The organism is Tritonibacter mobilis F1926 (assembly GCF_000376545.2).
GTDB lineage: Bacteria > Pseudomonadota > Alphaproteobacteria > Rhodobacterales > Rhodobacteraceae > Epibacterium > Epibacterium mobile.
In genome coordinates this window covers 582,146-602,813 of record NZ_CP015230.1, presented here as the reverse complement: position 1 = coordinate 602,813, position 20,668 = coordinate 582,146, and the positions used below count along the sequence as shown (strand labels likewise).

At 64.1% G+C, this 20,668-nt stretch carries 21 protein-coding genes and 2 riboswitches; of the genes, 19 read left to right on the top strand and 2 right to left on the bottom strand.

The window, feature by feature from the left end:
- Nucleotides 1–115: 115 nt before the first annotated feature.
- On the top strand, nt 116–910 hold the full coding sequence (locus K529_RS02835; protein WP_046002396.1) for a DeoR/GlpR family DNA-binding transcription regulator: 795 nt from the start codon (nt 116–118) through the stop codon (nt 908–910).
- The gene (gene glpD / locus K529_RS02830) at nt 903–2,483 is read left to right on the top strand and encodes a glycerol-3-phosphate dehydrogenase (protein WP_005684275.1); all 1,581 of its coding nucleotides are present in this window, start codon (nt 903–905) and stop codon (nt 2,481–2,483) included. The genes K529_RS02835 and glpD overlap by 8 nt, the downstream gene beginning before the upstream one ends.
- A gap of 112 nt (nt 2,484–2,595) precedes the next feature.
- Here glpD and cobO read toward each other — a convergent pair whose 3' ends face one another.
- Nucleotides 2,596–3,270 (bottom strand): cob(I)yrinic acid a,c-diamide adenosyltransferase, encoded by a 675-nt coding sequence (cobO, locus tag K529_RS02825; protein WP_046002395.1) that lies wholly within the window; start codon nt 3,268–3,270, stop codon nt 2,596–2,598.
- Nucleotides 3,271–3,294: 24 nt separating this feature from the next.
- Nucleotides 3,295–3,531, top strand: a riboswitch (cobalamin riboswitch).
- A 99-nt stretch (nt 3,532–3,630) separates the two neighbouring features.
- On the opposite strand from cobO, the gene K529_RS02820 reads away from it, so the two are divergent.
- From K529_RS02820 to cobJ, 7 genes are all read left to right on the top strand, one after another.
- Complete coding sequence (locus tag K529_RS02820; RefSeq protein ID WP_009176785.1) at nt 3,631–4,110, top strand: DUF1636 family protein; 480 nt, start codon at nt 3,631–3,633, stop codon at nt 4,108–4,110.
- Nucleotides 4,111–4,129: 19 nt separating this feature from the next.
- Nucleotides 4,130–5,164, top strand: coding sequence for a cobalamin biosynthesis protein CobW (cobW, locus tag K529_RS02815; protein ID WP_046002394.1), 1,035 nt, complete (start codon nt 4,130–4,132; stop codon nt 5,162–5,164).
- Nucleotides 5,165–5,292: 128 nt separating this feature from the next.
- Nucleotides 5,293–8,538 carry a cobaltochelatase subunit CobN gene (gene cobN / locus K529_RS02810; RefSeq protein WP_046002393.1) on the top strand — a complete coding sequence of 1,082 codons (3,246 nt, stop codon included), beginning with the start codon at nt 5,293–5,295 and terminating at the stop codon, nt 8,536–8,538.
- Entirely contained in the window at nt 8,535–9,692 is a 1,158-nt protein-coding gene (gene cobG, locus K529_RS02805) for a precorrin-3B synthase (protein ID WP_046002392.1), read from the top strand. The genes cobN and cobG overlap by 4 nt, the downstream gene beginning before the upstream one ends.
- 1 nt (nt 9,693) lies before the next feature.
- On the top strand, nt 9,694–10,323 hold the full coding sequence (locus tag K529_RS02800; protein WP_046002391.1) for a precorrin-8X methylmutase: 630 nt from the start codon (nt 9,694–9,696) through the stop codon (nt 10,321–10,323).
- On the top strand, nt 10,320–11,057 hold the full coding sequence (locus K529_RS02795; protein WP_040642261.1) for a precorrin-2 C(20)-methyltransferase: 738 nt from the start codon (nt 10,320–10,322) through the stop codon (nt 11,055–11,057). Before K529_RS02800 ends, K529_RS02795 begins: the two co-directional genes overlap by 4 nt.
- Nucleotides 11,054–11,851: a precorrin-3B C(17)-methyltransferase gene (gene cobJ, locus K529_RS02790; protein ID WP_046002390.1), complete on the top strand. Its 798-nt coding sequence runs from the start codon at nt 11,054–11,056 to the stop codon at nt 11,849–11,851. Before K529_RS02795 ends, cobJ begins: the two co-directional genes overlap by 4 nt.
- Here the strand turns inward: cobJ and K529_RS02785 are convergent.
- Nucleotides 11,848–12,609 carry a cobalt-precorrin-6A reductase gene (locus tag K529_RS02785; protein WP_046002389.1) on the bottom strand — a complete coding sequence of 254 codons (762 nt, stop codon included), beginning with the start codon at nt 12,607–12,609 and terminating at the stop codon, nt 11,848–11,850. The two genes, cobJ and K529_RS02785, sit on opposite strands and share 4 nt — an antisense overlap.
- Here K529_RS02785 and K529_RS02780 point away from each other — a divergent pair.
- The 10 genes from K529_RS02780 to cobF all read left to right on the top strand — a co-directional run bounded on the left by K529_RS02780 (nt 12,608) and on the right by cobF (nt 20,085).
- Nucleotides 12,608–13,816, top strand: coding sequence for a bifunctional cobalt-precorrin-7 (C(5))-methyltransferase/cobalt-precorrin-6B (C(15))-methyltransferase (locus K529_RS02780; RefSeq protein WP_046002388.1), 1,209 nt, complete (start codon nt 12,608–12,610; stop codon nt 13,814–13,816). The two genes, K529_RS02785 and K529_RS02780, sit on opposite strands and share 2 nt — an antisense overlap.
- Complete coding sequence (locus K529_RS02775; RefSeq protein WP_046002387.1) at nt 13,813–14,175, top strand: cobalamin biosynthesis protein; 363 nt, start codon at nt 13,813–13,815, stop codon at nt 14,173–14,175. Before K529_RS02780 ends, K529_RS02775 begins: the two co-directional genes overlap by 4 nt.
- Nucleotides 14,172–14,966 carry a precorrin-4 C(11)-methyltransferase gene (gene cobM, locus K529_RS02770; RefSeq protein ID WP_046002386.1) on the top strand — a complete coding sequence of 265 codons (795 nt, stop codon included), beginning with the start codon at nt 14,172–14,174 and terminating at the stop codon, nt 14,964–14,966. The genes K529_RS02775 and cobM overlap by 4 nt, the downstream gene beginning before the upstream one ends.
- Before the next feature lie 81 nt (nt 14,967–15,047).
- Complete coding sequence (locus K529_RS02765) at nt 15,048–16,364, top strand: cobyrinate a,c-diamide synthase (RefSeq protein WP_110590709.1); 1,317 nt, start codon at nt 15,048–15,050, stop codon at nt 16,362–16,364.
- The gene (cobA, locus tag K529_RS02760; RefSeq protein ID WP_009176318.1) at nt 16,361–17,098 is read left to right on the top strand and encodes a uroporphyrinogen-III C-methyltransferase; all 738 of its coding nucleotides are present in this window, start codon (nt 16,361–16,363) and stop codon (nt 17,096–17,098) included. Before K529_RS02765 ends, cobA begins: the two co-directional genes overlap by 4 nt.
- The gene (locus K529_RS02755; RefSeq protein WP_052699538.1) at nt 17,095–17,463 is read left to right on the top strand and encodes a DUF1636 family protein; all 369 of its coding nucleotides are present in this window, start codon (nt 17,095–17,097) and stop codon (nt 17,461–17,463) included. Before cobA ends, K529_RS02755 begins: the two co-directional genes overlap by 4 nt.
- 61 nt (nt 17,464–17,524) lie before the next feature.
- Nucleotides 17,525–17,735: riboswitch (cobalamin riboswitch) on the top strand.
- Nucleotides 17,736–17,774: 39 nt separating this feature from the next.
- Entirely contained in the window at nt 17,775–17,945 is a 171-nt protein-coding gene (locus tag K529_RS22990; RefSeq protein WP_005625666.1) for a CbtB domain-containing protein, read from the top strand.
- A gap of 4 nt (nt 17,946–17,949) precedes the next feature.
- Complete coding sequence (locus K529_RS02750; RefSeq protein WP_005625664.1) at nt 17,950–18,648, top strand: CbtA family protein; 699 nt, start codon at nt 17,950–17,952, stop codon at nt 18,646–18,648.
- 109 nt (nt 18,649–18,757) lie between these two features.
- Nucleotides 18,758–19,249, top strand: a complete 492-nt coding sequence (locus K529_RS02745; protein WP_005625662.1) for a hypothetical protein — start codon at nt 18,758–18,760, stop codon at nt 19,247–19,249.
- Nucleotides 19,250–19,320: 71 nt separating this feature from the next.
- Nucleotides 19,321–20,085 carry a precorrin-6A synthase (deacetylating) gene (cobF, locus tag K529_RS02740; RefSeq protein ID WP_005625660.1) on the top strand — a complete coding sequence of 255 codons (765 nt, stop codon included), beginning with the start codon at nt 19,321–19,323 and terminating at the stop codon, nt 20,083–20,085.
- The last annotated feature ends 583 nt before the right edge of the window (nt 20,086–20,668 follow it).

The window sequence follows — 20,668 nt, the reverse complement described above, 5'->3', positions numbered from 1 at the left end:
CCCCTCCGCACCTGCGCGAGGGGCTTTCGTTTTGCGCCCGATGCACACTAGAACGAAATCCACACGTGACAAAACGCGCGACGTTCTCTATATGCATCCATGAAAAGGAAAGCTCATGGATGCAAATGATCGCCAAAACGAAATCCTCTCCCTGCTCACACAGCAGGATCGTGTCGAGGTTGAAGACCTTGCGCGCCGCTTTGGTGTCTCTTTGCAGACCGTGCGCACTGACCTGCGCGATCTGTCTGCCCGTGGCCAGCTGAGCCGCGTCCATGGCGGTGCCGTGCGCATCAGCTCCGCCGCCAATCGCGGCTATGCCGAGCGCCGCAGCCTCAATGCCAGCGGCAAACGCGCGATGGCCGCACTGGCCTCCGATGTGATCCCTGAAAACTGCTCCATCGCGCTCAATATCGGCACCTCAACCGAACAGGTGGCGCGTGCGCTCTCCGGTCACAAGGGGCTGACGGTCCTATCCAACAATATCAACATTATCAATATGATGATGGGTATGGAGGCGCGTGATCTGATCCTTGTGGGTGGCACCATCCGCCAAAGCGACGGCGCGATTGTCGGCGAAGAGGCGGTGGAATTCATCAACCGTTACAAGGTCGACTACGCCGTCATCGGTGCCTCCGCCATGGACGCAGACGGCGCGATCCTCGACCACGACGCCCGCGAAGTCTCCGTCGCCCGCGCCATCCTCAGAAATGCCCGCACGCGCATCCTGATGTGCGACGGCAGCAAATTCGACCGCTCCGCCCCCGTGCGCATCTGCGCCCTCGCGGAACTGGATTTTGTCATCACTGACCGCCCTGTTCCAGCAGATTTTGCCGAGGCCGCAGCCGCGTCCGGCACCCAAATCCTGATCGCAGACGGCGGCCCCGAAACCGAAAGCAGCGAAAATGACTGATACGCCCAAGACCTCCGACATCACCGATCTGTTCATCATCGGCGGCGGCATCAACGGCTGCGGCATTGCCCGCGACGCCGCCGGTCGCGGCCTCTCCGTGACATTGGCCGAAATGAACGACCTCGCCTCCGCCACCTCCTCGGCCTCGACCAAACTGTTCCACGGCGGCCTGCGCTATCTGGAATATTTCGAATTCCGTCTGGTGCGCGAGGCCCTGATCGAACGCGAGGTGCTGCTGCGCGCCATGCCGCATATCTCATGGCCGATGCGCTTCGTGCTGCCCTTCCACAAGGACATGCGGTTCGACAACACAACGCCGACCTCCAAACTGCTGACCACCTTCATGCCATGGATGAAAGGCCGCCGCCCGGCGTGGCTGATCCGGCTGGGTCTTTTCATGTACGACACACTCGGCAAACGCGGCATTCTGCCCGGCACTGCAACCGTGGACCTGACCACGGATGAGGCAGGCAAGCCCCTGAACTCCAAATTCAAAAAGGCGTTTGAATATTCCGACTGCTGGGTCGAAGACGCCCGCCTCGTGGTGCTGAACGCCCGCGACGCCGAGGCCCGCGGCGCCGAGATCATGACCCGCACCGAGGTTGTGAATGCCACCCGCCACGCGGATCACTGGGAAATCCACCTGAAGGATCTGGCCACCGGTGCAGAAACCACCCGCCGCGCAAAAATGCTGGTGAACGCAGGTGGTCCATGGGTGGCCGATGTGCTGCGCCAGAAGCTCGGCCAAAACAGCCGCGAAAACGTGCGCCTCGTGCGCGGCAGCCATATCGTGGTACCAAAACTCTACGACCACGGGCGCTGCTATTTCTTCCAAGGGCAGGACGGGCGCATCATCTTTGCCATTCCCTATGAGGAGGATTTCACCCTCATCGGCACCACCGACGCTGATCACCCCGATCCCGAGACCAAACCCATCTGCACCGAGGAAGAGCAGGACTATCTGGTCAAATTCGCGTCGAACTATTTTGACACACCCGTGACACGCGACCAGATCGTCTGGACCTATTCCGGCGTGCGGCCCCTTTATGATGACGGCGCCAGCTCCGCCTCTGCCGCGACACGCGAATATGTGCTGACGCTCGACAAGACACAGGCCCCGCTCCTCAATGTGTTTGGCGGCAAGATCACCACCTACCGCAAACTTGCCGAGGCGGCGCTGGATAGAATCAACGAGGTCTTCCCAAGCCTGCCGTCGGAGTGGACCGCAGGTGTGCCCCTGCCCGGCGGCGATTTCCCGGTCGAAGATGTCGCCCGCTTGCGCGAAAAATTGGCGCGCGAGTATCCCTTCCTGTCGGCCTACGCCACCCGCCGCCTGATCCGCGCCTATGGCACCGAGGCCTGGGCCATTCTGGGCGACGCCAAGGCGCAGAGCGATCTGGGCCAGAGCTTCGGCGCGACCATCACGGCCCGCGAACTTGACTGGGCGATTGCCCGAGAATGGGTGCGCACGGGCGAGGATTTCCTGTGGCGGCGCACAAAACTCGGCCTGCGTTTGGACCCTGATGCGCGCACTGCGGTCGACGCTTATATCAAATCCCGCGTCACCGACTAACAAAACAGACTGACAAAAGAGAGGGGCACAACGCCCCTCCCTCTTCTAACTCAAAATATCCCGGAGCGCGAGGCAGCGCCTCGCATCCCCGCTCACGACACACGCTGAGGTTTCAGAACTCCACGCCTTTCTGAGCCTTGATGCCAGCCCGGAACGGGTGCTTCACCTGCGCCATCTCGGTCACAAGATCGGCGATCTCGATCAGTTCTTCCTTCGCGTTGCGCCCGGTCAGCACCACATGGGTCATCGGCGGCTTATGCTCGACGAGGAACTCCAGAACCTCCTGCAAATCCAGATACTCATAGCGCAGCGCGATGTTGATCTCATCGAGTAGCACCATGGTGTTCTTCTCATCGAGGATCATCTCCTTGGCCTTTTCCCAGCCCGCGCGGGCTGCCGCAATATCGCGGGCCTTATCTTGCGTTTCCCACGTAAACCCCTCGCCCATCGCGTAGAACTGGCACAGATCCGAGAAATTCTCCTCAATCAACGTGCGCTCGCCGGTCTGCCACGCGCCCTTGATGAACTGCACCACCGCCGAGGGCATGCCATGGGCGATGCAGCGCATGATCATGCCGAATCCCGAGGACGACTTGCCCTTGCCGGGGCCGGTGTGAACGATGATGAGACCTTTTTCGCCATCTTTGGTTTTCATCATCCGATCACGGGCGGCCTTTTTCTTTGCCATCTTTGAGGCATGGCGTGCCGCTTCTTCGTCGGAGATGTCGGTTTCGCTACTTGCGTTGGTCTGGTCGCTCACGGGGTCGCTCCTGCTGTTTGGCCCCATGTCTTGACAAAGAGTGCCCCCATGGCGCAAGGGATTTTCGTTGGTTCCCGAAGGTGACACCCTTCGGGCGAAGAGGGAATGTGACAAGGCACGCCGCAGCGCGCCCCAAGCACAGCCGCCCCCGCGACCGTGACCGGAGAGGTCTCCCGACGCCACTGGCGCACCCCTAGGGGCGGCACCGGGAAGGCGGGACGACCGTCAGCGCCCCACCCGGGTCTGGCATCCGCAAGCCGGGAGACCTGCCAGCGTGTGTGAAACCGGCGGACGGGGTGTGCCGCGACCGGTTGAGGGCCTGCCACACGTGGCACGCGCCCCCATCTGGCCTGCCCCGCCTCGCCGCTGAGGAGGAGAAAAGGCCGCATGGGAGAGACCCCCAGCCAGAGCCCGGAGCCGGTTGTCCTGACCGTCTGCACCACCTGTCGCCAGACCGGCAGCGATCCCGAAGCCATGCGCCCCGGCCGCATCCTTGCCGACCGTCTTGCAGGCAGCGCGCTGCCCGAAGGCGTCACCGTGCGCGGGGTCGAGTGCCTTTCGGCCTGCTCGCGGTCCTGCACGTTGCATCTCTCCGGTGGCCCTGCCCGCTGGAGCTATATCTACGGTGATCTCGATCCGGATGCCCATCTTGAGGATATCCTCGCCGGTGCTGCGGCTTATGCGGCGACCGAGGATGGGTTTGTGCCATGGCGCGAACGCCCGGTGGTGTTTCGCAAACAATCCATCGCCCGCATTCCGCCCGTCTCCATGCCGAGCGTTGCGCTGACCCCGACACCCGCACCCGAGCGTCACGACTCTTCCAGTGACACCCCAGACACGCCTGCCACCGAGCTTGCGCAGGATTGACCCGAAAGGCCCATTTCACATGACCACATTGAACAAGATCCCCGTCACCGTCATCACCGGCTTTCTGGGGGCTGGCAAAACCACTCTGATCCGTCACCTGATGCAGAACCCGCAGGGCAAGCGCCTCGCGGTGGTGGTGAATGAGTTTGGCACCGCCGGTGTTGATGGCGACATCCTGAAATCCTGTGCCGATGACAATTGCCCGGCGGAAAACATCATGGAACTCGCCAATGGCTGCATCTGCTGCACCGTGGCCGATGATTTCATCCCCACCATCGAGAGCCTGATGGCGCTGCCCGAGCCGCCCGAGCATATCGTCATTGAGACCTCCGGTCTGGCGCTACCGAAACCGCTCCTCAAAGCCTTTGACTGGCCCGCCATCCGCTCGCGCATCACCGTCGACGGGGTGATCGCCCTGGCCGATGCCGAGGCCGTCGCCAAGGGCCAGTTCGCCCCCGACCTGGACGCCGTGCAGGCCCAGCGCGAGGCGGACGAGAGCCTTGATCACGAAACACCGCTGTCCGAGGTCTTCGAGGACCAGATCTCCTGCGCCGATATCGTGCTGTTGTCCAAGGCGGATCTGGCCGGCGAGGCGGGCGTCGAGAAGGCCCGCGCGGTGATCGAAGCCGAGGCCCCGCGCAAGCTGCCGATCCTGCCAATGACCGAAGGGGTGATCGATCCCCGCGTGATCCTGGGTCTGGGCGCTGCCGCCGAAGACGACCTCGACGCGCGCCCAAGCCACCATGACGGCCACCACGATCATGAACATGACGATTTTGAGTCCATCGTGGTCGAAATGGGCGAAGTCTCCGATCCCGAAGACCTGCAAAAACGGATCATCGAGATGGCCCGCGCCCGCAACATCCTGCGGGTGAAGGGCTATGTGGCCGTGGAAGGAAAACCAATGCGAATGCTCGTACAAGCGGTGGGTGAACGTCTGCGCGCGCAATACGACCAACCCTGGGGCGCGCAGCCGCGCAAGACCCAGCTGGTGGTGATCGCCGAGCATGATAACATCGACACAGCAGGCATCCACGCCGACCTCGGGGCCTGAGTTTCAACACCAAGGGCGCTGACCTCTCGCCGTGAGGTCCCGCCCGACCCTCCCCCCCGGGAGGGCGCTTCGCACCCACCCGGGGTCAGACGCTGCCCTCTCCGATTTGAACGAAGCGGACCAACCTCATGCACGTCGTCTTCCGCGAAAGCCACGGGCTCGGAGAAACAGACACCCCCTATGACGTCGGGCAGACCCCCGGCGATCTGGTGGTGCTGTCCTTTTCCGACAGCGATCTCGGCGCATTCGCGGCGGGCTGGCATCGCGCGGACGGCAAACTCCCCTCCACTCGGCTTGCCAATCTGGTGGCGCTCAAACACCCGCTCTCGGTCGATGTCTACGCCGAACAGACCTTAGAGGGCGCAAAGGGTGTCTTGGTCCGGCTGATCGGTGGCGAGAGCTATTGGTCCTATGGTTTGGCCACGCTTCAGGATCTGGCACGGCGCAAGGGCATTGCGCTGGCGATCCTGCCCGCCGACGGTCAGGAAGATCCGCGCCTTGATGAGCTGTCCACCCTGCCGGTTTCCACCCTGCGCCGCCTTCAGGCGCTGTGCGATGCGGGCGGTGCTGTCGCCGCGCAGGCGGCACTGGCGCAACTGGCGCTGGCCTCTGGCCTTTATGCCAGCCCGGTGATCGGCAAGAAAACCGTGCCGGATTTCGGGTTCTACGACCCCGACCGGGGCGCGCTGGATGCCCTGCCCGAGATCGACAAGCCCTTGGTGCTGGTCAGTTTCTATCGCTCTTATCTGACGTCTGCCGACACCGCCCCTGTGGATGCAATAATCCATAGCCTGCGCGCGCGCGGGTATGCCGCCTATGGGGTCTTCGCGCCGAGCCTCAAGGTCCCCGACGCGGTCGACTGGCTGCGCGCAGAACTGCCCGCCCTGAGCCCCGCCGCACTCATCAACGCGACCGCCTTTTCCGCGCAGGGACGCGATGGCAGCGCCTCTCCCCTGAGCCTCACGGGCTGTCCGGTGTTTCAGGTGGCGCTGTCCACGGCCCGGCGCAAGGATTGGGATCTGGCGGATCGCGGCTTGTCGCCTGCGGATCTGGCCATGCATGTGGTCCTGCCAGAGGTGGACGGTCGGCTGTTTGCCGGTGTTGTCAGCTTCAAATCCCCCACCAAACGCGATCCCGATCTGGAATATTCCCGTTTCACCCACCGCGCCGATCCGGAGCGAGTTGAGGCGGCGCTGGATCGCATCGAGGCGCATCTACGGCTCGCCCGCCAAACACCTGCCGACAAACGCCTTGCGCTGGTGCTCTCGACCTATCCGGGGCGCGATTACAACCTCGCTCACGCGGTGGGGCTGGACGCGCTGGCCTCAACGTCTGAGATTTTGCGCGCCCTTGCGACCGAGGGCTATGACGTCACCGCCGAGGCAGACCTTGGCGCGCGGCTCTCGGATGAAACGCTGACATGGCCGCTCTCGGACTATCTCGCAGCACTCGCCCACCTGCCCGCCAGCTTGCGCGCGGATCTCACCGCGGCTTGGGGCGCGCCCGTGCAAGACCCCGCGATCAGGGACGGCCTCGTGCACTTTCGCGCGCTGCGTGCGGGTAAGGCACTGGTCGCGCTGCAACCCGAACGCGGTGACGTGCAATCCCGCGATGACGACTATCACGACCTCGACCGCACGCCGCGCCATGGCTACGTCGCCTTCTATCTCTGGCTCCAAAGGCAAACGGATGTGCTGGTGCATGTGGGTGCCCATGGCACGCTGGAGTGGCTGCCGGGCAAGGCGGTGGCACTCTCGGGGCAGTGCTGGCCCGAGGTGCTGGCGGGGGATCTGCCGGTCATCTATCCGTTTATCGTCAATGATCCGGGCGAGGCCGCGCAGGCCAAGCGTCGCATCGGTGCCATCACGTTGGGCCACATGCCGCCACCTTTGGCACAGACCACGCTGCTCGACGGGATGACCCGCCTGGAAAGCCTTCTGGATGAATATTCCACAGCCGACGGGCTTGATCCTGCGCGCCGTGACCGGCTGATCGCCGACATCCGTGCCGAGGCACAGGGCACCGGCGTCGAAGACGACCTGGGCATCCCCGCCGACGCCTCGGCGGCAGAGGCCATCACCCGCATCGACCGCTTTGTCTGCGACATCAAGGAAAGCCAATACGGCGAAGGTTTGCATATCTTTGGTCAGGGCGATCACGGCGCGGCAGAGCTGCGCGGGGTGCTGGACGCGCTGGCGGGCAAGCTGGTCTCCCCCGGCCCGTCTGGCTCGCCCTACCGGGGGCGCTCGGATGTGATGCCCACGGGGCGCAACCTCTTTACCACCGATCCCCGCGCGGTGCCGTCGCGGGCGGCGCAGGCGCAAGGGGTCAAGCTGGCGGAAGAGCTGCTGCGCCGCCACCTGCAGGACCATGGCGACTGGCCGAAGGGTTTGGTGGTGGACCTCTGGGGCTCTGCCACCATGCGCACGGCGGGCGAGGAATTTGCCATGGCGCTGCATCTTGCGGGTCTTGCCCCACAATGGGACGCAGGATCAGAGCGGGTTTCGGGCTTTGAGATCATCCCGCTGGCCCTTTTGGGCCGTCCGCGCATCGACGTGACGCTTCGGGTCTCCGGCCTGTTTCGCGACGTGTTTCCCGGCCTTGCCCAAATGTTCGAGGCCGCCGCTGCCGCGTTGAGCGCCCGCGATGAGGACTCAGGCGACAACCCCTACCTCAAGACCACACCACGCGTCTTTGGCCCCAAGCCCGGACTATACGGCCTTGGCATGACCCAGCATCTTGATGACTACTCCGAAGAGGCCCGCGCGGCAGCGGGCGAGGCCTGGCTTGCGGCCTCGTCGCATGCGATTGACGCAAAAGGGGACATCCACGAGGCGCGCGCCGCGCTTGAAGATCGGCTGCACAGCGCCGACAGTTTTGTGCATCTGCAGGATCTGGCGGAAACGGATGTTCTGGTCGCCTCAGATTACGCCGCCCATGAAGCAGGCTTTGCCGCCGCGATGAAGCGTCTGGGCGCTGAGGCTCCGGCGCTTTATCACATGGACGCCACCCGTCTGGACCGCCCGCAGGCGCGCAGCCTGCAGGAGGAAATCGCCCGCGTCACCCGCGCCCGTGCCTCTGACCCGCATTGGGCGACCTCAATGATGAACCACGGCTTTCGCGGCGCGGCAGAGATTGCGGCAACGCTTGATCACATGGCAGCCTTTGCACATCTGGCCCAGGTGGTGCCCGCGCATTTGTTTGACCTTTATTTCGAGGCCACACTGGGGCGCGACGATCTGGTGGCATTTCTGGAGCGTGAAAACCCCGCCGCCCTTCAAGCTATGCGGGATCGGTTCAACGCTCTGCGCGACGCAGAGCTTTGGGTAACGCGGCGCAATTCGATCCTTGCCAGACTTGAGGGCGCGGCATGAGCACCGCCCCCAAGGTCTATGGCTGGTGCCCCGGCGCGCTGAGGCCGATGATGTCCGGCGACGGTCTGGTGGTGCGCATCCGCGCGCCACTGGGGCGGCTCACATCTGAGCAGGCCAAGGCCGTCGCGGATCTCTCCACGCGCTACGGCAATGGCGTACTTGATCTCTCGGCGCGGGCGAACCTGCAACTGCGCGGCGTCCGCGAGGACAGCCATCCCGCCCTGATCGCAGCGCTTCAGGATCTCGGGCTGGTGGAACAGGACGCCCATGCCGAGGCACGCCGCAATATCCTCATGACGCCCTTCTGGGCTGCAGGAGACCGCAGCCACCATATCGCCCTGGCGTTGACAGAGGGCCTCGCACTGGCCGAGGACTTGCCCCTGCCCGGCAAGTTCGGCTTTGCCGTGGACGCAGGTCCGGCCCCCATATTGCAAGGCACCGCTGCCGATATCCGCATCGAGGGTGCAGGCGACAGGCTGACCTTGCGCGCTGACGGTGCCGATGTGGCGCTGGAGGTGTGCAAAGACCAAGCCGCAGCCGAGGCACTGACCCTCGCGCGCTGGTTCCTTGACCAAGGCGGCGCGTCGGAGGGTCGGGGCAGGATGCACGCCCTGCTCGCGCACCGCGCAGCCCCCGCGCGGCATGCCGCAGATGTCGCAATGGGCGCTTCGCGGCCCGCGCCCGGCCAGACCCGCAGCGGCGCATTGGTTGCGCTGGAGTTTGGCCAGATCAGCGCCGAGACCTTCGCCGCGCTTGCCGATCTCGGCCCCCTGCGCCTCACCCCCTGGCGGATGCTGTTGATTGAGAACGCTCAAGACCTCGCGCCCCTGCCCGGCCTGATCCTCAGTGCAACGGATCCGCGCCTGCGGGTGAGCGCGTGCACTGGCGCGCCCGGGTGCCTGCAGGCGCTCTCTGAAACCCGGGCATTGGCCCGCAACCTCGCCCCGCATCTGCCGGAGGGCTCCACCCTGCACGTCTCGGGCTGCGCCAAGGGCTGCGCCCATCCCAAACCTGCCGATGTGACCTTGACCGCCACCGGCACAGACCGCTTTGACCTCATTCGCAATGGCCGCGCAAACGACCGCCCCTTGCGTTCTGATCTCTCTGCGCGCACCCTGCGCGCTGCGCCGCACCTCCTGACGAAAGACACCTGACATGCTGCACACCTATGAGACCGATGGCGCCAAGATCTATGCCGAGAGCTTTGCCACCATCCGCAACGAGGCCAACCTCGCCCGCTTCACCAAAGACGAGGAGGTGGTGGCCGTGCGCATGATCCACGCCGCGGGCATGGTGGGGCTGGAGGAACATGTGCAATTCTCAGACAGGATGGCCGAAACCGCCCGCGCGGCGCTGGCGAATGGCGCGCCGATCCTGTGCGATGCCTATATGGTCTCCGAAGGGATCACCCGCCCGCGCCTGCCTGCCGACAATGAGGTGATCTGCACCCTGCGTGACCCCAAAGTGCCGGAAATGGCCCGCGAGATGGGCAACACTCGCTCGGCGGCCGCGCTGGAACTCTGGCGTCCGAAACTCGACGGGGCCGTGGTCGCGATTGGCAATGCCCCCACCGCGCTGTTTCATCTGCTGAACATGCTCAAAGACCCCGCCTGTCCGCGCCCTGCCGCAATCATCGGCTGCCCCGTGGGCTTTGTCGGCGCACGCGAATCCAAGGAGGCGTTGATGGAGGATCTGCCGGTGCCCGCGATGATCGTCAAAGGCCGCCTTGGGGGCTCTGCCATCACGGTTGCCGCAGTGAATGCGCTGGCCTCATGGAAAGAATGACCATGAACGCGCCCAAACTCGGCAAAGTCATCTGCGCAGGCCTCGGCCCCGGCGATCCGGACCTGATGAGCGTTAAAAGCTGGCGCGCGCTGCAAGGCGCGACCCATGTGGCCTATTTCCGCAAGGCAGGCCGCGCAGGGCAGGCCCGCGCCATCGTCGAAGGCATCCTGCCCGAGGGCGTCACCGAATACCCGATGGAATATCCTGTCACCACCGAGATCCATTTCTCCGACCCCGAGTATAACCGCCAATTGGCCGCGTTTTATGACCAATGGGCCGACACATTGGCCGAGATTGCGGCGACGGACACGGTGGTGGTGCTCTGCGAGGGCGATCCCTTCCTTTATGGGTCATTCATGCATCTGCACACCCGCCTTGAAGGCCGCGCGGAGGTGGAAATCATCCCCGGCATCACCGGCATGTCCGGCTGCTGGACCGCCACCGGCCAGCCGATCACCTGGGGCGATGATGTTCTGACGGTCGCGATGGCAACCCTCTCGGAAGAAGAACTAACCAAACGGATCCGGGAAACGGACGCGCTGGTGGTCATGAAAATCGGCCGCAACCTGCCCAAGCTGCGCCGCGCGCTTGAGGCTGCAGGCCGTCTTCAGGACGCATGGCTGGTGGAGCGCGGCACCATGCCAAGCCAGACGGTGCAAAAGCTCACCGAGATCACCGGCGACGTGCCCTATTTCTCCATCGTGCTCTTGCACGGGCAAGGACGTCGCCCATGAGGGATGCGCAAAAAGGCTGGGTGGTGATCGCGGGGCTTGGCCCCGGTGACGAACGCATGGTGATCCCCGAGGTGCAGGAAGTTCTGGCCGAAGCCACAGACGTGGTTGGCTATATCCCTTACGTGGAGCGCATCGCGCCGCGCGCGGGGCTGACGCTCCATGCCAGCGACAACCGGGTTGAGGTGGACCGCGCCACACAAGCCCTGCAGATGGCAGCAGAGGGCAAACGCGTGGTCGTGGTCTCCTCCGGCGATCCGGGGGTTTTTGCCATGGCATCGGCGGTGTTTGAAGCACTGGAAGACGGGTCCAAGGCGCAGCCCGCGTGGCTCGACCTGGAGATCCGTGTGCTGCCCGGCATCACCGCCATGCTGGCGGCCGCAGCGGCGATCGGCGCGCCGCTGGGGCATGATTTTGCGGCGATCAACCTCAGCGACAATCTGAAACCGTGGGAGCTGATCGAACGCCGGTTGCAACTCGTGGGTGAGGCAGGTCTGGCGATGGCCTTTTACAACCCGCGCTCCAAATCCCGCCCGCATCAGTTTGCCCGCGCTCTGGACGTGCTGCGCGCGGCCTGTGGCGCGGAAACCCTCATTACCTTCGCCCGTGATGTCACCAAACCGGGGCAGGAGATCCTCACCGTACCGCTCAAGGATGCCCGGCCAGAGATGGCAGACATGCGTACCGTGGTGATCGTTGGCAATCGCGACACGCGACGCGTGGGGCCTTATGTCTACACGCCGCGCTTTGCGCCCGGTCATCAACCCGGGCAGACCCCGACCGGCAAGGACACCTAAGCGCCGTGCTCCAGCCAGCGCATCACCTCAGCGACAGTGCCCAGCACCGGGTGTGCGGGCACCTTGGGTCGGTCGATCATCACGACCGGCAAGGAGAGAGCGCGCGCGGCACTCAGCTTGGCCTCGGCACCCGCGCCACCGGCGTTTTTGGCCACGATATGCGTGACCTTGTGCTGGCGCATCAGGGCCTCATCACCGGTCGCTTCAAACGGTCCCCGCGCCACAACCACGCTGGCATCGGGCAAAGACAACGGTGCCTCCGGCGCATCCACCAGCCGCAGCAGATAGTGGTTTTTGGGCTTTGCCGCGAACTCCGCCACATGTTGCTTGCCGATGGCCAGAAACACCCGCGCGCGCGCCTCCGGCAGGGCGGCAACGGCACCTGCCATATCCGCCACATGGACCCAGTGATCGCCCGACTGCGGCTGCCATGCGGGGCGCTCAAAGGCCACCAGCCTCACCCCAGCCTCAGCGCAGGCCCGCACCGCGTTGGTGCTCATCTGCGCGGCAAAGGGATGGGTGGCATCGACCACATGGGTGATCCCCTCGCGGCTGAGATAGTCGACCAATCCAGACACGCCCCCAAACCCGCCGATACGGCAGGGCAACGGCTGCTGTGCCGGGCGCGCGGTGCGGCCTGCGTAGGAGAACACCGCCTGACGCCCGGCCACCGGATCGTCCGAAACCCAGGCTTGCGCCAAATGCGCCGCCAGATGCGAGGCTTCGGTGGTGCCGCCCAGAAGCAGGAGCTTGGTCATGTCTGATCCTTTGACAAAGGGCGGTGCGCGCCCGTGGCTGACCCTGATCGGGCTGGGGGAAAATGGCCCCGAAGGCCTGTCGGATGCAAGCCGTGCAGCCCTTCGGGCCGCAGAAATCATCATCGGCGGGCCGCGTCATCTGGATCTGGTCGATGCAGGCGCGCGCGGGCAGGCCTGGCCCGTACCCTTTTCCACCGCACCGGTGCTGGCCGCACGCGGTCGCGCGACGGTGGTTTTGGCGTCGGGCGATCCCTTCTGGCACGGCGCAGGCGGCAGCCTGCTGCGCGATCTGGACCGCTGCGAGTGGACGTCCCATCCGGCGCACTCCTGCTTTGCGCTGGCCGCCAATGCGCTAGGGTGGAAGCTGGAGGACACGCTCTGCCTGGGTCTGCATGCCGCGCCCTTCGCGCGCCTGCGCCCGATTTTGGGCCGTGGCACCCAAGCGATCTGCACCCTGCGCGATGGCGCGGCGGCGGCGGAACTGGCTGCCTATCTATGCGAAATCGACTTTAGCGCCAGCGAGATCACCGTGCTGGAGCGCCTTCGCGGACCACGAGAACGCATCCGCACGACCACCGCCCAAGGGTTTGACTTCACCGACATTGACGCCCCCGTGGTGGCAGCACTCACGGCATCAGGCACGGGCCTGCCGCAGGCGTCCGGCCTTGAGGATGCACTCTTTGCCAGTGACGGGCAGATCACCAAACGCCCCATCCGTGCGCTGACGCTCTCGGCCCTTGCCCCGCGTGTGGGCGAACATCTGTGGGATATTGGCGGCGGATCGGGGTCTGTCTCGGTGGAATGGTGCCTTGCGGCCCAAGGGGCCACGGCAACCACATTTGAGGCCCGCCCGGATCGGCTCGAGAACATTCGCCGCAATGCCGAGGCTTTTGGCCTTTCGCATCGCCTGACAGCCAGTGAAGGCCGCGCGCCGGAGGTGCTGGAGGGCCACCCCCCGCCCGATTGCGTATTTATCGGCGGCGGAGGGTCGCAGGCCCTCATTGCCCACCTCTGGCAGATCCTGCCCGCAGGCACGCGCCTTGTTGCCAATGGTGTGACGCTGGAGACAGAAATCTTGCTGATGCAGGCTCATGCCAGCCATGGCGGTCATTTGCTCAAGGTGGAAATCGCCGAAGCTGGGCCTTTGGGCACCATGCGCGGCTGGGAACGTGCCCGCCCCGTGATCCAATGGAGCGTCACCCGATGATGGTCGCAGGCTTTGGCTTTTCCAACCGCGCCACCGAGGCAAGCCTTGCGGAGGCTTACAATGCGCTGCAAACGCGCCCGGATCGGGTGGTCACCCTGCGTGCCAAGGCCGACAGCCCCGTGTTTCGCGCCTTTGCGCTGGCCCAAAACCTCATGGTCGAGACCCTTGATGAGGACCAGATCGCCGGGGTCGCGACCCCCACCCTTTCGCCGCGTATTCATGCGCGGTTCAACACCGGATCGGTGGCCGAAGCCTGCGCCCTTGTGGCAGCGGGCGCAGGCGCGCGGCTGATCCAGAGACGATGTGTGACCACGGACGGGCTTGCCACCGTGGCGCTTGCGGAGATGATAGAGAGATGACCGTTCATTTCATTGGTGCCGGACCGGGTGCCGCCGACCTGATTACCCTGCGCGGGCGCGACCTGATCGCGGCCTGCCCGGTGTGCCTTTATGCTGGCTCTCTGGTGCCCGAAGCGCTGCTCAGCCATTGCCCCGAGGGGGCCAGGATCATCAACACCGCGCCGCTGTCGCTGGATGAGATCATGGCAGAGATCGCCAGTGCCCACGCCGCCGGACATGATATCGCCCGGCTTCATTCCGGGGATCTGTCGGTCTGGTCCGCCATGGGCGAACAGCTGCGCCGCCTGCGCGATCTGAATATTGCTTATGACATCACCCCCGGTGTGCCTGCCTTTGCGGCTGGTGCGGCGGCGCTGGGGACCGAACTCACCCTGCCCGGCGTTGCGCAATCGCTGGTGCTCACGCGCACGTCGGGGCGTGCCTCGGCGATGCCCGAAGGCGAGTCGCTGGAGAATTTCGCCGCCACCGGCGCAACGCTGGCGATCCATCTTTCGGTGCATGTGCTGGACGATGTGGTGGCACGGCTCACGCCCGCCTATGGCGCAGAATGCCCGGTGGCCATCGTCTGGCGCGCCAGTTGGCCGGATCAAAAGATCGTCAAGGCAACGCTTGGGTCCATTATCGAGGCGACCGAGGGCGCGCGCGGACGCACCGCGCTGATCCTCGTGGGCCATGCCCTGGGCGCGGAAGACTTCGCCGAAAGCTGCCTTTATGGCGCGGATTATGACCGCCGCTATCGCCCGCAAAGTGCCGACAGCCCTTGGTCGGAATGGAGCGAAGGGGATGATTGATCGCGCGATGTGGCACACCAAGGTCAGCGCCCGAGCCTGGCTGGGGGCGCAAGCGACACGAGCGAATGAGGATTGGCACATATGACCCACTTCCCCAAAGGCCTGATGATCTCCGCGCCCTCCTCCGGCACCGGCAAGACCACCGTCATGCTGGGCCTGCTGCGCGCGCTCAAGGACGATGGTCTGACCGTGCAGCCCTTCAAGAGCGGGCCGGATTATATCGACCCGGCGTTTCACTTTGCGGCCGCCGGACGAGCGTCCTTCAACCTTGATACCTGGGCGATGGACAGCGCGCTGCTCGATGCCGTGACCACCCAGGCCCAAGGCGCTGATATCTGCGTCGGCGAGGGGTCGATGGGCCTCTTTGACGGGGTCGCCACGCGCGGCCAGTCGGGCTTTGGCTCCTCGGCAGAGACCGCGCTCAGGATGGGCTGGCCGGTGGTGCTGGTGATCGATGTGGGCGGTCAGGCACAATCCGCCGCCGCCACCGCGCTGGGGTTCAAAATGTACAACCCCGACCTGCCCTTTGCGGGCGTGATCCTGAACCGGGTGGCCAGCCCCCGGCACGAGCGGCTCACCCGGCTCGGGATGGAGCGCGCAGGCGTTAAGGTGCTTGGCTCGCTGCCCCGGCGCGGTGATCTGACTCTGCCCGAACGCCACCTTGGCCTCATTCAGGCGGTGGAGCATCCCGACCTTGAGGCCGCGATTGCGGGCTATGCCGCCTTTTTGCGCGAAAACGTCGATCTCGACGCGATCCGTGCAGCGGCCAGCACCGCTGCCGCGCCCGCGCCGCGCGCCCTGCCTCACCCGCCTGCGCAGCGCATCGCATTGGCGCGCGATGCCGCGTTTTCCTTTACCTACCCACATCTGTTGGAAGGCTGGCGTGCCGCCGGGGCCGAGATCCTGCCGTTTTCGCCCCTGAAGGATGAAGCCCCCGCCACCGACGCCGATCTGGTCTGGCTGCCCGGCGGCTATCCGGAGTTGCATGGTGCCACACTTGCCGCTGCCGAAAACTGGCGCAAAGGCATGGCAAGACATGCTGAGACCAAACCCGTTCATGGCGAGTGCGGCGGCTATATGGCGCTGGGCGAGGCCCTGATCGACAAAGAAGGCACCCGGCACCAGATGGCGGGGCTCCTCGGGCTTGTCACATCGTATGAGAAGCGCAAATTCCACCTCGGCTATCGCCGTGCGGAGTTGCAAGCGCCGATGCCGGGCTTTGACAGCGGTGCTTATTTGCGCGGGCATGAGTTCCATTACTCGACCATTCTGGATGAGCCCGACGCACCGCTGGCGCGTGTCATGGACGCTGACGGCAATCCGGTCCCCGAAACCGGATCGATCAAGGGTCATGTCACCGGCACCTTTTTCCACCTGATCACCGGAGAGCACGCATGAGCGGATTTGTCAGCTTTGTCTCCTCCGGGCCGGGTGATCCTGATCTGCTGACGGTAAAGGCCGTGAAACGTCTGGAGGCGGCGGATGCGGTGTTGTTTGACGACCTGTCCTCCGGCCCGATCCTGTCGCATGCGCGGGAGGATGCGGATCTGGTGGGCGTGGGCAAACGCGCAGGTCGCCCCTCGCCCAAGCAGGACCACGTGAGCCAGCTTCTGGTGGATTATGCCCAATCCGGTGCCCATGTGGTGCGGTTGAAATCCGGGGATTCCGGCGTCTTTGGCCGCCTTGAGGAAGAGATGATCGCACTGCGCGCTGCTGGCATCAAGTATGAGATCATCCCCGGCGTCACCGCAGCCTCTGCCGCCGCCGCCGCCGCTGGCATCCCGCTGACCCGGCGGCTGACCGCGCGCCGGTTGCAGTTCATCACCGGCCATGACGTGACCGGAGGCCTGCCCGATCACATGAACCTTGCGGCCCTTGCCGACCCTGAGGCAACCACCGTGGTCTATATGGGCAAGCGCACCTTTGCGGCGCTGCTGTCCCTGCTGCTGGAGGCCGGCCTGCCGCAGGACACGCCTGCGCTGGTGGCGCTTGGGGTCTCGACGCCCGCGCAAGAGCTGCACCGGGTGACGGTGGCCACCCTGCCCGAGCTGTTGGAGGCGATCACATCGCCTGCGCCGGTACTGATCCTATATGGGCCACTGGCAGAAGAAGACGCCCCCGCCCCGGCATGACACAGCCCATGATCTCGCTCTGCCGTACCTGCCGCGACGCAGACCCTACGCTGCCCGACCAACTGGCGGCGGCGCTGCGCGCGGCGGGGCTTGCGGCGGAGGTGCAAGAGGTCGATTGCATGTCAGGCTGTGCCCGTCCGCAGACCCTCGCCGTGCGCCAGAGCGGCAAGACCGCTTATCTCTTTGGCGAGATCACCACGGCGGACCTGCCAGATATCATCACCTTTTTGCGGCTCTATGCCGCCAGCGCCGACGGCACGGTGAGCGATGCGCGCCCACTGGGCGATCTGCGTTTCAAGGCGATCGCACGCATCCCTGCGGCCTCAAGCCAGACCGCAACGCCACCCACTCAATCGCAGGGCTAGATGACGGGAACGCGCGCCGCAAAGGCGGTTTCATGCTTGACCGATCAGACCCCGACACCGCAATATCACCGCTATACGGTGTCCCAGAGCGCACAGCGCCGGGACTGAAACGGGAATGAGGAACGGCGGACCCAATCGCGGCGCCCGAGCCTCAACCGCCCCCGCGACTGTGAGCGGAGAGCGACATTCAGCATCCACTGGCCCCGCGCCGGGAAGGAGAATGATCGCCGCGACCCGCAAGTCAGGAGACCGGCCGTATCAAACGAGGACAGTTAATGTGCCGTCGGGTGTGACGGTACGGAGGACGAATAATGACGACCAAAACGATCAAATCGACCGCCTCTGCCGGCAGCATCATCCCGGTGCTCTTCGCCGTGGTTCTGGGGCTGGGGATCATCACCGTGACGGGCCATGTGCAGGCCTCGACCCTGCATGATGCGGCGCATGACGTGCGCCACGCCACCGGCTTCCCCTGCCACTAAGCAGATGTTTGGACGCATCCTGACCAGCGCGCTGTTCGCTGGTGCTGCAGCGGGGCTGATTGCCGCCCTTCTGCAGCTTTTCTTCGTGCAACCTGTGCTGTTGCATGCCGAGCTATATGAATCCGGCGAGCTGGTGCATTTCGGCGGTGAGGCCGTTTCCGCCCATCCCGATTTGCCCGGCCTGTTTGATGAGCCGATGCGCAATCTGCTCAGCATTCTGTTCACCATGCTGACCTACACTGGCTATGCACTGGTGATGGTGGCCTTGATGTCTCAGGCCGAGCGGCAGGGCCATGAGATCACCGCCCGGCATGGGATCATCTGGGGGCTTGCGGGCTTTGTCACGTTTCACTTCGCTCCCGGTCTGACACTGGCGCCAGAAGTACCCGGCGTCGCTGCCGCAGATGTGGGCGCACGGCAGGTCTGGTGGGTCGCAACCGTCGCCAGTGCAGGGGTTGCCATGTGGCTGATCGCCTTTGGTGGCAATCTGGTGGCTTATGTGATCGCCGCATTGTTGCTGGTGGCTCCGCATGTGATTGGCGCGCCAGAGCCTGATAGCTTTACCGGTCCGGTGCCCACTGAAATTGGGGCGCTTTTTGCGGCACGTGCCTTTGGGATTGGCATGGCGGCATGGGTCTTGCTTGGCGCGTTCTGTGCCTATTTCTGGCAGTCTGAGACCGCACACGCAGAGGCCACCGCATAAGCTGACGCCTTTCTGCCCCCGCCGCTGCAACAGGTATCGGGCGGCGGGGTTAACACAGGGCGGCCCCTTCGCTGTTCTTACGAAAGCCCCTCTAACATATTGAGATCACATGTCCCGTTCGCTTGCGCTTTTTGCCATTGGCCTTGTTTTTGGGGGTGGTATCGGTTTTGTCACCGCTGCCGGAAATGGTGTGGTCTTTGAAGGTCACGACCATAGTAATCCCGCGCATCATGGCGGCACCACCGGGATGATGGCGCACGATCATTCAGCCATGGTGAACACCCCCGCGGGTGACGCCCCCCCAAGGGTCGAAATCAGCGTAACGCCCGATGCGATGTCAGGTTGGAACTTGCAGGTGGAAACGCAAAATTTCCGTTTCGCTCCAGAACATGCCTCAGGCGCGGATCAGCCCGGCGAGGGCCACGCCCATGTCTATGTAAACGATGAGAAATTCGCGCGGCTCTATGGCGCATGGATGCATATCCCTGCCCTCCCCGAAGGCGGCGCGGAGGTCAAAGTCTCGCTCAACTCCAACAGCCACGGCATGATCGCGGTCGATGGCGTCCCGGTCGAGGCGACACTCTGGGTCGGCGGTCAGTAACCCTGCCCTCTTGACCTCTCTCCCAGAGGCCCCCATTGCGGTCAGACCACTAGAACGAACGGAGAGCGCCCATGCTCCAGCTTTGCCTGATCGGGATCGGCACCGGCAACCCCAAGCATCTGACGCTGGAGGCGGTAGAGGCGATCCGCGCGCAGGATCTGATCCTGATCCCCCATAAGGGCGCTGGCAAAGACGACCTTGCAGGCCTGAGGCAAGCAATCTGTGCAGAGGTGCTGACCGGCGTGGCGCATCCGCCCAAGATTGTTGAGTTTGACCTGCCCGTGCGCGATCCGGCCACAGCAGATTATCGCCAGCGCGTGGACAACTGGCACGATGCTATCGCGGAGGTCTGGCAGGCTACGCTGGCGGCATATCTGCCCGAGGGCGGGCAGGCAGGGTTTCTGGTCTGGGGCGATCCCTCGCTCTATGACAGCACCATGCGTATCGCCGAGCGCCTGAAGACGCGGATGGAAATGCAGATGCGAGTGATCCCCGGCATCACCTCAATTCAAGCGCTGACGGCGGCGCATGGCGTACCGCTCAATCACATCGGCGCACCGGTGCAGATCACCACCGGTCGCCGCCTGCGTGATACGGGCTGGCCTATGAGCTGCGACACGCTGGTGATTATGCTGGATGGCGAATGTTCCTTTCAGAGCATTGCGGCCCCCGAACACGTGACGATCCACTGGTCCGCCTATGCGGGTATGGCCAATGAGATCAATATCGCGGGGCGGTTGTCTGAGGTTCAGGAAGAGATCCTCGCGACCCGCGCCCGTGCCCGCGCGGAACATGGCTGGATTATGGATATCTACCTACTGGAACGCTTAGGCTGACCACTGGCTGCCCTTATCACCGGCGCTGCATAACATCGGCTCGGGTGGGCTCCCGTTGGGCGTGGCGCCGGATCTCACTATGTTCAAAAGGCAAAGGTTTGCTGATACTCTTGATATGAAAGGGCAGGCAAATGGGTGAAAACGAACAGACTAGAGTTTCCTACTGGGTAAATGTTTCTGTCGTTGGGCCTTCCTTGCTGTTGGCAGGCGCTACGATAGCCGCGATCCATCTGCTTGTTCCGGTTCTTTCGCCATTATTGTTGCGGCCTACACTCTAAAATTCTCTTTTGAAATATGTGCTTGGCATAAAATTAAGGCTGAAGATCGAAGCAAATATCGGGAACCCTGCCGCTTCATGAATTATAACTCTGTATTGTCAGTAAAGATGGAGTGGTTCCTATTTGGGACTGGCTTTATTGCATTTTCCCTTTGGATGAAATTTGGTCCATCCGTTAGCGGTTAGTCCATCTGGGTAGGGTATGACATGCTGCTGAAAAGCGGCTTCGGCGGCGTTAGGTCGATTATCGGTTAGGACTCGCGGCGACTGCAACAGCCCCATTAGCGATACCCTGAGCTACCCGGC